16 protein-coding genes and 1 tRNA gene are annotated in these 12,791 nt (G+C 63.6%); 7 read left to right on the top strand and 10 right to left on the bottom strand.

Translation table 11 applies throughout. The annotated features are described in order from the left end of the window. Positions 1 to 227 precede the first annotated feature (227 nt). Genes FEZ59_RS21995 through FEZ59_RS21980 form a run of 4 tightly spaced genes read left to right on the top strand, consistent with a single transcriptional unit; the run spans position 228 to position 3,230 of the window. Positions 228 to 932 (top strand): glycosyltransferase, encoded by a 705-nt coding sequence (locus FEZ59_RS21995; RefSeq protein ID WP_021343174.1) that lies wholly within the window; start codon positions 228 to 230, stop codon positions 930 to 932. Then, positions 929 to 1,867 (top strand): acyl-CoA dehydrogenase, encoded by a 939-nt coding sequence (locus FEZ59_RS21990; protein WP_172933218.1) that lies wholly within the window; start codon positions 929 to 931, stop codon positions 1,865 to 1,867. Before FEZ59_RS21995 ends, FEZ59_RS21990 begins: the two co-directional genes overlap by 4 nt. Then, the gene (locus tag FEZ59_RS21985; RefSeq protein ID WP_030535919.1) at positions 1,861 to 2,619 is read left to right on the top strand and encodes a PIG-L family deacetylase; all 759 of its coding nucleotides are present in this window, start codon (positions 1,861 to 1,863) and stop codon (positions 2,617 to 2,619) included. Before FEZ59_RS21990 ends, FEZ59_RS21985 begins: the two co-directional genes overlap by 7 nt. After that, entirely contained in the window at positions 2,616 to 3,230 is a 615-nt protein-coding gene (locus tag FEZ59_RS21980; protein ID WP_019747479.1) for an SAM-dependent methyltransferase, read from the top strand. The genes FEZ59_RS21985 and FEZ59_RS21980 overlap by 4 nt, the downstream gene beginning before the upstream one ends. Before the next feature lie 52 nt (positions 3,231 to 3,282). Here the strand turns inward: FEZ59_RS21980 and tatA are convergent, their stop codons facing one another. Genes tatA through FEZ59_RS21965 form a run of 3 tightly spaced genes read right to left on the bottom strand, consistent with a single transcriptional unit; the run spans position 3,283 to position 5,750 of the window. Next, positions 3,283 to 3,459: a Sec-independent protein translocase subunit TatA gene (gene tatA, locus FEZ59_RS21975; protein WP_019747480.1), complete on the bottom strand. Its 177-nt coding sequence runs from the start codon at positions 3,457 to 3,459 to the stop codon at positions 3,283 to 3,285. Beyond that, complete coding sequence (locus FEZ59_RS21970; RefSeq protein ID WP_020968713.1) at positions 3,459 to 4,130, bottom strand: Rid family hydrolase; 672 nt, start codon at positions 4,128 to 4,130, stop codon at positions 3,459 to 3,461. Before FEZ59_RS21970 ends, tatA begins: the two co-directional genes overlap by 1 nt. Before the next feature lie 39 nt (positions 4,131 to 4,169). Beyond that, entirely contained in the window at positions 4,170 to 5,750 is a 1,581-nt protein-coding gene (locus FEZ59_RS21965) for an FAD-dependent oxidoreductase (protein ID WP_041814722.1), read from the bottom strand. A 238-nt stretch (positions 5,751 to 5,988) separates the two neighbouring features. On the opposite strand from FEZ59_RS21965, the gene FEZ59_RS21960 reads away from it, so the two are divergent. Together FEZ59_RS21960 and FEZ59_RS21955 are read left to right on the top strand one after the other, a co-directional pair. Beyond that, positions 5,989 to 7,500: an APC family permease gene (locus FEZ59_RS21960; RefSeq protein ID WP_172933217.1), complete on the top strand. Its 1,512-nt coding sequence runs from the start codon at positions 5,989 to 5,991 to the stop codon at positions 7,498 to 7,500. Continuing rightward, positions 7,500 to 8,252 (top strand): IclR family transcriptional regulator C-terminal domain-containing protein, encoded by a 753-nt coding sequence (locus FEZ59_RS21955; protein ID WP_019747484.1) that lies wholly within the window; start codon positions 7,500 to 7,502, stop codon positions 8,250 to 8,252. Before FEZ59_RS21960 ends, FEZ59_RS21955 begins: the two co-directional genes overlap by 1 nt. A gap of 3 nt (positions 8,253 to 8,255) precedes the next feature. Here FEZ59_RS21955 and FEZ59_RS21950 read toward each other — a convergent pair whose 3' ends face one another. The 4 genes from FEZ59_RS21950 to dcd form a co-directional block, all read right to left on the bottom strand. Next, positions 8,256 to 9,779 carry a hypothetical protein gene (locus FEZ59_RS21950; protein ID WP_020968710.1) on the bottom strand — a complete coding sequence of 508 codons (1,524 nt, stop codon included), beginning with the start codon at positions 9,777 to 9,779 and terminating at the stop codon, positions 8,256 to 8,258. Between the two features lie 29 nt (positions 9,780 to 9,808). Then, positions 9,809 to 10,015, bottom strand: a complete 207-nt coding sequence (locus tag FEZ59_RS21945; protein ID WP_019747486.1) for a hypothetical protein — start codon at positions 10,013 to 10,015, stop codon at positions 9,809 to 9,811. Between the two features lie 91 nt (positions 10,016 to 10,106). Further along, on the bottom strand, positions 10,107 to 10,391 hold the full coding sequence (locus FEZ59_RS21940) for a hypothetical protein (protein WP_019747487.1): 285 nt from the start codon (positions 10,389 to 10,391) through the stop codon (positions 10,107 to 10,109). A 25-nt stretch (positions 10,392 to 10,416) separates the two neighbouring features. Then, positions 10,417 to 10,986, bottom strand: coding sequence for a dCTP deaminase (dcd, locus tag FEZ59_RS21935; RefSeq protein WP_019747488.1), 570 nt, complete (start codon positions 10,984 to 10,986; stop codon positions 10,417 to 10,419). Between the two features lie 306 nt (positions 10,987 to 11,292). Between dcd and FEZ59_RS21930 the strand changes: the two genes are divergently transcribed. Continuing rightward, a tRNA-Gly gene (locus FEZ59_RS21930) sits at positions 11,293 to 11,363 on the top strand. A 435-nt stretch (positions 11,364 to 11,798) separates the two neighbouring features. Here the strand turns inward: FEZ59_RS21930 and FEZ59_RS21925 are convergent. Genes FEZ59_RS21925 through FEZ59_RS30125 form a run of 3 tightly spaced genes read right to left on the bottom strand, consistent with a single transcriptional unit; the run spans position 11,799 to position 12,645 of the window. Continuing rightward, entirely contained in the window at positions 11,799 to 12,272 is a 474-nt protein-coding gene (locus FEZ59_RS21925; RefSeq protein WP_172933216.1) for a hypothetical protein, read from the bottom strand. A 28-nt stretch (positions 12,273 to 12,300) separates the two neighbouring features. Next, positions 12,301 to 12,468 (bottom strand): hypothetical protein, encoded by a 168-nt coding sequence (locus FEZ59_RS30130; protein WP_242459910.1) that lies wholly within the window; start codon positions 12,466 to 12,468, stop codon positions 12,301 to 12,303. Beyond that, a complete protein-coding gene (locus tag FEZ59_RS30125; protein WP_242459909.1) occupies positions 12,469 to 12,645 on the bottom strand; it encodes a hypothetical protein in 177 nt (58 codons plus the stop codon). Positions 12,646 to 12,791: the final 146 nt, after the last annotated feature.

Below are 12,791 nucleotides of genomic sequence, written 5' to 3'. Positions count from 1 at the left end.
ACAGTCGCAAAACCCCGTTTTGCACCCGAAAGCACAGTCGCAAAACCCCGTCTTGTACCCCGAAGTCACAGTTCCCAAACGCATCCAGAGATGTTTCACCGAAACAGTTTTCGACCTGCGTGACTGCTGGCGGTCGAGCGGCGGCCCTCGTCCGAAATGTGGTTATCTGTTGAGAACCGGGACGAAAGAAGACCCGACCGTACCAGGGTGAGGAAAGGATCGTCACTGTGCCAATCGACCAGGTTCTTGTCGTAGTTCCCGCCCACAACGAAGCCGAAGACCTCCCCAATTGCCTTCGCGCACTCGCAACAGCGGCGTCGGCTTGCGTTGTCCCCGTCCGACTGGTTGCCGTCCTCGACAACTGTTCGGACGGAACCGCCGGTGTCATCCCCGACGGGGTCGAAGTACTTCGCGTCGAGCACCAGAACGTCGGACGTTCGCGAGCGACGGGCTTTTCCGAGTTCGGCCGAGAGTTGGGAGCTTCGGCGTGGTTCACCACCACCGATGCAGATTCGGTGGTCGGCCCCACCTGGATTGCGCGCCAATTGGAGTATGCGCGTACTGCGGACGTCGTCGCGGGAACCGTACGCATCGCGGATTGGGAAGGCCATCCACACTCCGTTCGTGAACGATACGAACGTATGTACCACGCACATCCATATGGCCGACACGGTCACGTCCACGGGGCCAACCTCGGTGTCCGCGCGGATATGTACTGGAGCGTCGGAGGATTCTCCGATCTCGAAGAAGACGAGGACGTCGATCTCGTCCGGCGGTTGAGCGAGGCTGGTGCCTGTATCGCGTGGGCAGAAGACATTGCGGTCACCACGTCTGCGCGTCTCGACGGCCGAACTCCGGGCGGCTTTGCCGGACATATCCGTAACCTGGGTTGTACGACCGCCGATAACGAAGAAGCGGAGCTGGCACGATGAAACGACTACACACACTCCTGGACGCAGGTGGACTGTACTTGCCGCTTCCCGGCGGCGGCGCGACAGCCGCGCGGTGGACCTCCCTGGCAGAGCTCACGCGCGAGAATGTGGTTCTCGGGCGGATGGCTGAGGCTCACACCGATGCCGTCGCGATACTCACCGAACTCGACGGGCCGGATCCCGAACCCGGGCAGCTGTGGGGAGTGTGGGCGGCCGAGCCACCCGAACCTGTGGTGAATGCGTCTGAGCACGTAGGGATCTGGACGCTCACCGGCCGCAAATTGTGGTGTTCCGGTGCCAACACCTGCACGCATGCACTGATCACCGCCTTGGTCGACGGAGTACCCTCACTCTTCGCAGTTGAGCTCGGACTACCTGGGGTGCATCCCGTTCCCGATTCGTGGAAGGCCGTCGGTATGGCCGAAAGCGACTCCAGCGCGGTCGACTTCGACATGGTTCCGGCGATACCGGTCGGGACGGCAGGCGACTACCTGAGCAGGCCGGGGTTCTGGCACGGCGCGATAGGCGTGGCTGCATGTTGGTACGGCGGTGCCTGCGGCGTTGCAGATCCGTTGTACGACAAGGCTGCAAGCAGCGACGATCCCTACCTACTCCCCCACCTCGGCGCGGTCGATGCGGCGCTGGCCGCAGCGCGCAACGCGCTCGCAGTCGCGGCGGCGGAGATCGACGCCGATCCTTTCGACGAAAATGCCGAGGCCATGCAGCGGGCACTCCGTGTGCGGGCAATTGTCGAGCGCGCCGCCACCGAGACCCTGGATCGGGTGGGACGCGCTCTCGGCGCCGCACCGCTCTGCATGGACGCCGAGCATGCCGCGCGGGTAGCCGACCTCACCGTCTACTTGCGGCAGAGCCACGCCGAGAAGGATCTCGCCGAACTGGGCCGGATTGCGGCCAAGGGGAAACGGCCGTGGTGAACTCGAAACTGTTCGCGCAGAAGCCTGTCGACGATGGCGGCACTCCCGAATCGACATGGCAGGAGTGGGGACGCAGCTTTCCTGAACTGGATCTCACCGGGTGCTCGCGATTGATCGTCGTCGCTCCCCATCCCGACGACGAAATACTCGGACTGGGTGGAACTGCTCTTCTCGCAACGCTTTCCGGCATCGACGTTCACGTGGTGTCTGTCACCGACGGTGGAGCCTCACATCCCGATTCACCAACAGTGACTCAGCCTGAGATGGAACATCTCAGGCGGTCCGAGTCGGATCGAGCAGCGCGTGTACTCGGAATTCCCGCACCGGTTCGATTGAGCCTTCCAGACGGGAAGATCAGGGAGAACCGACAGGAGTTGACCGACCGTCTCAGCTCGATTCTCGGTGATTCCTCGACGGGTACCTGGTGCGCCTCGACATGGCGCGGGGACGGCCACCCCGACCATGAAGCCACCGGGGAGGCAGCGGCGAAGGCCTGCGCGGACACTGGATCACGATTGATCGAGTACCCCATCTGGGCGTGGCATTGGGCTGAGCCGGATCATGCAGCAGTCCCGTGGGAAAGGGCCAGAAGAGTGGCCTTGCCCTCCGACGTTCAGGCTGCAAAATCCGCTGCTGCCAATGAGTTCACTTCACAGATCGCCCCGCTTTCCGACCATCCCGCGGATGCCCCCATCCTCCCCCGACATGCGATGGAACGACTACTGCGACCGTACGAAACGGTGTTCGTATGACCGATCGTGAGCTTCCCGCGGACTACTTCGCCAAGATGTATGCGGCGCAATCCGATCCGTGGGACTTCGAATCCCGGTGGTACGAGCAGCGAAAGTACGCGCTCAGCGCCGCGATGCTCCCCAAACCTCGATACCGTCGCGCATTCGAACCGGGATGCTCGATCGGGGTTCTCACCGAGAAGTTGGCAGAGCGCTGCGACAGCGTTCTCGCCACCGACATCGTCCCGGCCGCACTCGAGAGCGCCCGTGCGCGGCTTACCGGACGTGATGCCGAATTTCGTCTGTGGGCGTTGGGTGACGACTGGCCCGACGAGACTTTCGACCTCGTCGTCATCAGCGAGGTCGGCTACTACCTGACCTTCGAAAAGCTGATCGAGGCAATGCTGCACGTCGTCGAGCATCTCGAGCCTGGTGGAACGCTGCTGTGCGCCCATTGGCGTCACGTCGTACCGGAGTATCCGCAGAACGGTGACGCCGTTCATTCGGCTGTGCGCCAGACACCGGGGTTGGCGCAGTTCGCGTCGTACCAGGACGAGGACGTGCTGATCGATGTCTTCGTGAAGGGTCCGCCGTCACCACCATCGGTAGCGCGTTCCGAAGGTCTGATCTAGAAGACCTGTGCGCGGTTGAGGAGTGTGGGGACTCCTCAACCGCGCACAGGGGTCAGTCTCGCTTCTCCAACGCGAGGTCCGTATCCGAGTGCAGTTCACCGACTTCGGTCTTGAGGATCCGCATCGACCTGCCAAGGCCGCGGGCCGCGTCGGGCAGCTTCTTCGAACCGAACAGCACCACGAGCACTACTGCGACGATTGCCCAGTGGGTCGGGCTGAGCGCGCCCATCAGGCGGGTTCCTTGCCATCGGGGTACACCGCGTCGACCTCTACCTCGACGAGCCAACCGGCAACGGGCAGTCCGGCAACCTCGAGGGCGAAGCGGGTGGGCCGAGCGCTGTTGCGCTCGATCGGAGCGATCGGCTCGGCAGTGCCCATCGGCACCAGCTCCGTATCACCGGTGTCGAGATTGGTATTGGCGAAGAACTGGCGGTACGCGCGATTCCATCCTGTGTAGTCGGCCTTGTCCGACCCCGGTGCGTTGTCCAGGAAGACGCGCATCGTCACGACGTCTTCGAGACTCAATCCCTGGGCTTCGAGGTTGTCGCGGATCTTCTTGAGTACGTTGATGCCCTGCGCCTCGGTGACGGTGACCCCGGCAGGCAGAACTCCGCCGGAGAACTGGCCGTCGATGTATGACTCCGGCGAACCTTCCGGCGCCGCCTTGTTTCCTGCCGACGGGCCGATGCCGCTGGTCTTGTAGATCGCGGTGTCGCCGCCGATCGCGACACCCTGAGCGATCATCGGGTTTGCCTGCCCCGCTTCGAGAATCGATTTGGAGACGAACGAACTCGATGTGGTCTCGGCGTCCGCCTCATCGGACGAGCAGGCCGTGGCGAAGCCCAGTAGCGCGGTGGCGGCAAATGCCGCTGCAAGAACCTTGGTGCTGCGAGATTTCATGATGTGACCTCCAGAGAAAGTGATGGAAAACGAAGCACGTCAGGCAGTTTGCGCAACACGCTGATGCAGATGGGTGACGACGTCCTGCGCGGACGTGAAGGCCCCGTGCTGCCAGGCGATGGCGTTGGAGAGGTGATCGCCGGCGAAGTAGATCCGGTCGACGGGTTCGAGCAGCTTGGTGTACTCGGGAGTTGCCATGCCGCCGTGGGAATCTCCCGCGCCGGCCCATGATGCCCAGGCGGATTCCGAATACTTGGTGCGACGCCAGCTTCCGGAGAAGGACGACGAGATGTCGCGAGTGTATTTGTCGCCGTGGATTTCTGCGCCTTCGGCGATGGCCTTTGCCAGCCGCTGACGGTGGGTGAGCGATTCGAAAGCCTGTTGACGCTTACCCGAGCTGTAGTACGCGACCACGACTCCGCGGTCGGAGTTGTAGTGGTCGTAGGGGAACATGATCTGGGAGATGTCGCGGTCGGTGTTCGACGCGCCGCCGTAGATGCGGTCCTCCGTCTCCCACCACCGACGCGAGTATTCGATACCGAGCTTGCCCGACGACGACGGCTTGGCTGCATCCAATGCGAGCAGGATGTCGGAGGGCAGGTTGTTGTTCAGCCGCTTGATCAGGTGCGGTGGGATCGTGCAGATTGCGTAGTCGGCGGTGATCGACTTGGTTTTGCCGTCGACGACGTAGTCGACGGTGACGCCTTCCGGCACGTTCTTCATGCCGCTGACCTCGGCGCCGAACTCGATGTTGTCCATCCCGATCGCGTCCTGGAACTTGTAGTAGATCCGGTCCATGCCGCCGACGGGGGTCATCATCGTCATGGCCTGGTCGTAACCGAACTCGAAGGAAAATGCACGTCCGATGCCGCCCTGGATGACATCGCTCATCCCGAATGGTTCGATCTCGGTTCCGAAGTTGAGGCCGGCGCCCGGCTCCGCGGAGTGTCCTCGACGCGAGGATCCGACGTAGCGGCCGTCGCTGGAGAGATCACCGAAGTCGGTGAGGAAGGACGAGAGTGCTTCTTTGTCTTCCTTGCTCAAGACCTGGTCGAGAGCGCCCTGATTGGTGGCCTTCTGCAGCAGCTCGGACATGTATCCGTAGGTGTCGGCTTTGGCTGCTCGGTAGGTGATCGACTGATTCGCCAGCGGCTTGTTGCCGGTGTAGTTGACGAAGGTGTTCGCATTCTGGTTTCCGAACATCTGCAGTTCGACGCCCAGTTCGCGGCAGTAGTCGATGGTGTTGTGATTTTGCGGAATACGCGTCGCGCCGAGGTTGTAGAAGTGCCCCTCGGAGAACGTACAGGTCTGTGTCTCACCGTTCAGGTCGGTTTCTTCGGTGCCGTTGCGGATCGACCACACCCGACCACCCGGCCGGTTGCGCGCTTCGAGGACAGTGACCTTGTATCCGGCCTTCTGCAGTTCGTAGGCGGAGCACAGACCGGACGGTCCACCGCCGAGGATCACGACGGAGTGATTTCCCTTGACCTTTCCGATCAGGTCACCCGCGGCAGGTGCCTGAAATCGCCTCGGCGTCGACGCCACCGCCGGCGCCAGGCCGATGGACGACATAGCACCGAGTGCCAGGCCGGCGCCGCCGGTGATTCCCAGACTGCGCATGAAAGATCTACGTGTGTATGGCATTCGAGCTCCCCAGTGTGCTCCCGGTGACCCGGGTGGTTGGTGTTGAACACAGACTTCAGGAGCGTTGGGTCCGGAACTTGACGCGCAGGAAACAGTCAGTGGGGACCGAGTGAGAAACCTGCGAGCATCAGCATCGGGCTCTCTCACCCGAGTGCGATCAGCGGAAGCATGTCCGCAATATCCGCGTTACAGAACCGGACTAGCGTGACGCGACATGTCCGCTCTCACCGAAGCTATCGCGCGGTCCTTCACCACGCGCGAGAAGCAGCCCCCGGCGCGATCACCGCTGCGCGCGTTGGGCCGTCGGCAACTCTCGGGCGCCGAAGTGCTGGCCCAGTCGGTGGCAACCACCGCCCCTGCTGTGTCGATGGTCGTTCTGCCCGTCACCATGCTGACACACGGCAGATTGTTGAGCGGGATGATCACCATCATCGCGGCCACCGTGCTGGTGACGCTCATCGCCTTCTGCGTTTCGCAGTTCACGCGCCGAATGGCAGCATCGGGCGGGCTGCACAGCTTCGTCTTTCGTGGCCTGGGCACCCGGGCAGCATTGACCACCGGCATCGCCATGCTGGTCAAGTACGTCGGCAGCGCGGTGATGACGCTCTATCACGGAGGACAGGTCGCAATCGCATTGCTCGGCTTCGCGGGTGTGCACGTGGACAAGACTTTTCACGTCATCGCGCTCTATCTGGGGATAGCCCTGCTGATTCTCGGTGCCCTCGTTCGAAGTGTCAGATTTGCTGCTCTCGCGATCCTCGTCGTCGAAAGCTGTTCACTTCTGTTCATCGTCGGGCTCATGATTCTGGGCGGTTCCGGAAGCCAACAAGCACAGATCGTTCCGCCCACCTCCGGCCACGGGCTGTTACTCACCGCCCTGGCTGCCGTGTTCGCTCTCGCCGGATTCGAGAGCGCGGCCTTTTTCGGCCCCGAAGCTCGTCGTCCGCTGGTAACCGTCACCCGCACAGTCCTTCTCACCCCGATCATCTGTGGATCGCTCTTCATCTTTGCGGGCTGGGCCGCTTGGTCGGGACGTAGCGACACCCTCGTCAACGCCTATCTCCACGGAACAGCGACGGGTGTGAGTCCAGGTGTCGTCATCGCGCTCAACGTCGGTCTGGGGTGCTCGTGGCTGGCGTCGTCGATGGCGTCGTCCAACGCTGCGTCGCGTCTGGTCTACTCGTTCGGCGTCGAACGCCTACTCCCCCGCCGGTTCGCCTCGGTTCACAGCGCATTTCGCACGCCCTACTTCGCGCTGACCGTCGTCGTCTGCACAGTTCTGGTGGGCGGCGGAGCCTTTGCCATCCTTGGACGCGGAGAGATTTTCGACGACGTTCGACTGACGGTTCGCGGTGCCGTCATCGTTGCCTATGCACTGGTGGCGATCGCATCGGTTGTCTTCCTGACGCGTATCGGAGAGCACACTCCCAGCGTTCTCGCAGCCGCGTCGTGTGGAAGTGGTGCCGGTGCGATAGTTCTCGGTTACCTCGTTTACGCCAACACGATCGACCATGCGTACGTTGCACCGATCGCTGTGCTCGTGATCCTGACCTCGGGCACGCTCTGGCAGTTCTACCTGCGACGCCGAAGCCCCAAGAGCCTGCTGCACGTCGGCGCGTTCGACAGTCCCGAAACCGAGGACGTACTACCAGGAGCTGGGGTGTTCGCCACCGACGCAGCCGGAAACATCGTGCTGGTGGGCGAGCCGACTGCCGGCGCCCGCTGATGGTGGGCCGACCACGCGACCTCGGTGGGCACGAACCCCGAGCGGTTCAGCGCGCCCTTGCCCTCCTCGAGTCGGCGGCCAGGCTCGGATCGGGAGCCACCGCCAAGGACATTGCTGCCCTTGCCGACATCCCACCTGCCACTGCGTATCGGTTGCTCAACATCCTTGTCGCCGACGGTTACCTGGTTCGGATCGCCGACCTCTCCGGCTTCGCGCTGGGCCGACGCACCCGTGAATTGGCCGGGGCTGCCGCCGAACCCACCCCCGTCGACAATTCGGTGCTCCTCGAAGAACTCCGCGAACAGCTACGGTTCGGCGTCTACCTCGCGTCGTTTGCAGAGAACAGAATTCGACTGGTCGATCGCGATCCAGACCACGAGCTCAGCGGCGAACGGACGCTGGTCACAGCCGTTCACGCGTCGGCTATCGGGAAGCTGCTCCTCGCCAGCCGACCCGAATTGGCCGAGGCCCCATTGCGAAAGGTCACCGCACACACCATCACCGACGGCGACCAGTTGGAACTCGAACTCTCTCGGATCCGGCGCGGCGAGCCCGCCCGTGAGGTCGACGAGATTCGTGTCGGACGCTCCGCCGTCGCCGTCCCGATCCACGACGCGGAAAGGTGTGTCGTCGGTGCCTTGGCTGCGATAGGTCCGACCGGCAGACTTTCCGTCGACGACGTAGACCTGGTGGCACTGTTGCGGGAGTACGCGGAACGCATCGTCGCACCGACGATGTCGAAGGCAAGCTGAAAATCAGAGGCCGAACACACGTTTGGCAAAGCCGAGATGCTCGTCAGCCCAGCCGATGACGCCGAGCGTGGAATCGAGATTCTGCGGCGGAGTGCGCACCAAGGTGTCGCGTCGGACGAGTCGGTCGAAATCGACCTGAGCGCGGTCGAACTGGACCCCGGCCGTGACCATGATGTTCGCCAGTTCTTGCGCCATCACCCCGTACGCGACTGTCGTGGGATGAACGCCGTCGAGCGAGAAGAGGCCGCCCGACGCGCGGCCGCCGCGACCGTCGGCGGAGAGGAACAGCGAGTCCGGCACGGGTTGCAAGTCGGTCAGTGCTTTGGGGAGGGGGTACGGCGTCCACCATGACGGCCGCGCATTGACGTCGGTGACGTAGCGCCGTGAGGCCACGCGCTCGAGCAACCCGGCAATATCGCAGAGGTACCAGTCCTTCCCCACCCGACGGGCATTCGCGACGGCTTGCTCGATTCCGTCGTTGTACACATCGATTGCGGTATCGACGGCCCACGCCTGCGCGCCGGTGATGTGTTGATCGCGCTGTGGGTCGAAGTCTGTGTCGCGCACCCACGGTCGCGCGTAGTACGGGAAATAGCGGGATCCGATTTCGATCTTGCCGCCGAGCCCGTGGGCGATCGGTGCGATGGTCACGTGTGGGACGGTGCAGAGGATGACGTGCTGGGCGTTGATCTTGCGGATCGCGGCCAGCACCTCGGCGTACTCCGACGCGAAGTGCTCGGGCTGCCACACCGTGTATTCGCGCTTGCCGTCCGGGTCACGGAAGTTGTTGCCGCTCCACTCGACTCGGAGTTCGGTGACGGTGCGGAGCGCATTGTTGGCCCCGAGAAAGACGATCAGAGTTTCGATGCCTTCCTTGCCCAGTTCCGCTGCCGCGTCGAACGCCGTCATGCGCTTCTCTGCCTCGGAGCCTCGCGGCAGAACTCTCAGTGCGGCGCGTTCGCCGTTGTTCTCGACGATCTGGCTGATCAGGTCGTCGTGCGGTTCGTGCAGGGCTGCCTCACACCCATGTGCGGTCTTGGTCAGAGCGTCACGAAGATCCCACCCGTAGACCGAAAGGCTGTGATTGATCGCCGAGAACGTCGGCGCTTCGCTGCCCGGCCCACGCTCCCAGTAGTCCTCCACCTGGTCCATGAACTCGCGTGCAGCAAAGAGTGCGAGCGGAACCTCCCAGAGGTCGAGCCGTGGGCCGAAGCGCTCTTCGAGGGTGCGGAGCAGCAGTTCGATGTTGAGTGGGAGCCCGCCCGGACCGCCGTATCGGGGAAAGCGGAACCGATCGAGCCAGCCCAACTGGTGAGCAATGATCGACGGATACGACAGCTCGGTATTGAAGACCGCCCCGCTCTGAAATCCCTGCGACAGCGAGTCGCCGATGACCACCAACCGGTGTGGAGCATCTCCCGCAGGCGGAACTACCGGAATCCCGACTGTGGGATCGAACTGCGGAATCCTGGGTCCTCCGGCGGCTGCGGCCACGACGTCGTCGGGAGTATCGGATGGAAGTTCCACGCCCACTCACCTCCGGAAAGTCCAGCTGGTCAGCTGATCAGTGGTGGCTTACGCCGATCGGCATTGTCCTGATCCGATTGCTTCTCTATCGACCTGACCACCTCGTCGGCCCACTGTTGATTTCGGCCGTCGAATTCTGCGCGGTCCCGGCGCGCGATACCGCGTCCGACCAGGATGGCAATCGGAATGGAACACACGACCCATACGAGTAGTACGCCTCCGACAATCCACCACATACTCAGTAATTGTGCCCGATTCGCCGACCGTTGTGCTCCAGGTCGAAACTTCTGCCCGAATCGTGGCGTTCAATTGAGGTGAGCTCGCAGGTCAGTAACGATCGGCGTCGACGGTTTCGCGGACCTTACGGACCTGATTCCAACCACGAGCGGCGATGCCGAAGGCAACAAGCGACATCAGATCCGAGACCGTCAGACCGTGTTCTCGATTCAACGACCACAAGACCTGACCTTCCAGCGGGCCGTTGAAGAAGAGCCACGCCACTCCTGCGCAGACGGTCGCAACAACACTGGCCTTCGACGGCTTCATCAAGCACACGGTGCTGGTCACGAACAACAAGTTCATGAACACCAGACCGTAGAAAATTCCGATCATGCGACTCCCCCCGAAGTTGGTTCGTTCAGCTGCGGTTGAAGTTCAGGTACGCCTTCGACGGAGTCGGGCCGCGCTGACCCTGGTACTTGGATCCGGCCTCGGAGCTTCCGTAGGGGAACTCTGCAGCGCTCGACAGCTTGAGCAGGCAGAGCTGCCCGATCTTCATTCCCGGCCACAGCGTGATCGGCAGGTTTGCGACGTTGGACAGCTCCAGTGTGATGTGGCCACTGAAACCCGGGTCGATGAAGCCGGCAGTGGAGTGCGTCAAAAGGCCCAGGCGCCCGAGGCTCGACTTACCTTCGAGGCGGCCGGCCAGGTCGTTCGGCAGTGAGCACACTTCGAGAGTCGAACCGAGAACGAACTCGCCGGGATGAAGCACAAACGGCTCGCCCTCTGCTGGTTCGACCAGGCTGGTCAGCTCGTCCTGGCGCAGTGCCGGGTCGATGTGCGTGTACCGCGTGTTGTTGAACACCCGAAACAGACCATCCAGGCGCACGTCGACGCTCGACGGTTGCACCATGGAATCGTCGAAAGGGTCGATACCCAGACGTCCAACGGAGATTTCGGCACGGATGTCACGATCGGAGAGCAGCACAGGTAGAGGTTACCGGTTCTGCGGGCAGTGCCGACCCATCGATGGGTGCGATCACACCGTGGTTACCGAACACGATGCGCGGGTTCTGGACTCCCACGGCAGAGCCCAGCCCCACCTGTCTCAAGTTCTCCATGCCGAAAGGCTTTCCCGCGCAGAACTTGTGGGCAAATCATTCACCGATGGCGCCGACTTCCACACGCCTGTGTTGATCAATGACGGCCGGGGACACCGCTGCTTGAAAGCTCGTCTGATAATGTTCGGAAAGCATGTTGGTCGGCGGTGAAAACACGTCCGGTCGGCTGCGACGCCGATGTAGTTCAATGGTAGAACATCAGCTTCCCAAGCTGAATACGCGGGTTCGATTCCCGTCATCGGCTCTCACGGAACACCGCTGGTCACACCGCATTTCATACGCGGTTGACGTTACGGCAGCGGGTACAAGGCACGTCGCGAATGCGTCGTCGTGCCCACTATGTGCCCACGCCGACCGGAAAGACCCCGATTCCATGCCCACGCGACGCCCTCGCTCGTTCGGTTCCGTCCGCCGCCTGCCCTCCGGGAAGTGGCAAGCCAGATACTCGACACCTGACGGCGCACGCCACACCGCCCCTCACACCTTCGACTCCCGCCGGGCCGCCGACGACTGGCTGTCGGACACCCGCGCCGACATGTTGCGCGGCCGATGGGTCGACCCGGCCGGGGCGTCGATCACCTTCGGCCGGTATGCCGCCGACTGGATCGCCACACGCGACCTGTCCCCGCGCACCGAAGACCTGTACCGCTACCAGCTGTCGAGGTGGGTCGACGTCGAGCTACCCGACCCCACCGGCGGCACGATCACCCTGGCCGCGATCGAAGTCGGCCGCCTTGATCTGCCAACGATCCGCCGATGGTTCGCCGCCGTGAGTGACGCCGCCGCGCTGGCCGCCACGAAGTCCGGACCGCGCGATCGCCGCACCCCGGCCCGCGTTTGGGCCGACTCCGACGACGGACGCGCCGCGCTGGCCACCGCGAAGATCGCTGCCCCCAAGCAATCCGGCCGCCTGTCCCCTGCCGTCGTCGACGCGTGGAAGCGTGCCGGATCGCCGCCTGTACCCGGCCGCGCCCGTGGCACCGGCCACACAAGCAAGCCAGGCATACCGGATCGTCCGAGCGATCTGCACGACCGCCGTCGACGACGGACTGTTGACTGCGAACCCGTGCCGACTGCCGCGCGCCGGATCGACCCGCGCCGCCGAACGACCGATCGCGAACACGTCCGACGTGCACGAACTCGCCGCGGCCATGCCCGACCACCTGGCCGCGGCCGTGCACCTAGCCGTGTGGTCCGGGCTGTGTGCCTCCGAGCTGTTCGGCCTCGACCGCTCCCGCATCGACCTCGACGCCGGTTCCGTGCGCGTCGACCGATCGCTGATCGTGCTCCGCGGAAAGTTCGTCGAGTTCGGTCCGCCGAAGTCCGACGCCGGCCGGCGGACCGTGCACCTACCGCCGCACGTTGTAGCGATCCTGCGCGAGCACATGCGCGACCACACCGCCGCCGACCCCGCCGCGCTGATCTTCGCCCGGCCCGACACCGGCGGCCCGATTCTCGACGCCACCCGGACTCGTGCGTTCGACAAGGCACGCCGCACGATCGACCGCCCCGAACTGCGCTGGCACGATCTACGGCACACGGGCGCGACGCTGGCCGCCCGCGCCGGGGCGACGCCGCGCGAACTGCAACATCGGTTCGGGCACGCGACCGCGCAGGCGTCGATGATCTACCAGCACGCCGACGCACAACGCGACCGCGAACTAGCGCACCG

This window comes from Rhodococcus sp. MS13, assembly GCF_013277835.1.
In the GTDB taxonomy this organism is placed as follows: Bacteria; Actinomycetota; Actinomycetes; order Mycobacteriales; family Mycobacteriaceae; genus Rhodococcus_F; species Rhodococcus_F erythropolis.
Note: the sequence above shows the minus strand (reverse complement) of the source record. Positions and strands in the feature narration are given on the sequence as shown.

What these genes read in the sequence shown, in the direction of transcription:
- FEZ59_RS21925 (WP_172933216.1), bottom strand. Translation starts at nt 12,272, where the DNA reads ATGGCCGCGGCGAGTTCGTGCACGTCGGACGTGTTCGCGATCGGTCGT.
- FEZ59_RS21940 (WP_019747487.1), bottom strand. Translation starts at nt 10,391, where the DNA reads ATGATCGGAATTTTCTACGGTCTGGTGTTCATGAACTTGTTGTTCGTG.
- FEZ59_RS21965 (WP_041814722.1), bottom strand. Translation starts at nt 5,750, where the DNA reads ATGCGCAGTCTGGGAATCACCGGCGGCGCCGGCCTGGCACTCGGTGCT.
- FEZ59_RS21945 (WP_019747486.1), bottom strand. Translation starts at nt 10,015, where the DNA reads ATGTGGTGGATTGTCGGAGGCGTACTACTCGTATGGGTCGTGTGTTCC.
- FEZ59_RS21990 (WP_172933218.1), top strand. Translation starts at nt 929, where the DNA reads ATGAAACGACTACACACACTCCTGGACGCAGGTGGACTGTACTTGCCG.
- FEZ59_RS21960 (WP_172933217.1), top strand. Translation starts at nt 5,989, where the DNA reads ATGTCCGCTCTCACCGAAGCTATCGCGCGGTCCTTCACCACGCGCGAG.
- FEZ59_RS21980 (WP_019747479.1), top strand. Translation starts at nt 2,616, where the DNA reads ATGACCGATCGTGAGCTTCCCGCGGACTACTTCGCCAAGATGTATGCG.
- tatA (WP_019747480.1), bottom strand. Translation starts at nt 3,459, where the DNA reads ATGGGCGCGCTCAGCCCGACCCACTGGGCAATCGTCGCAGTAGTGCTC.
- FEZ59_RS21970 (WP_020968713.1), bottom strand. Translation starts at nt 4,130, where the DNA reads ATGAAATCTCGCAGCACCAAGGTTCTTGCAGCGGCATTTGCCGCCACC.
- FEZ59_RS21955 (WP_019747484.1), top strand. Translation starts at nt 7,500, where the DNA reads ATGGTGGGCCGACCACGCGACCTCGGTGGGCACGAACCCCGAGCGGTT.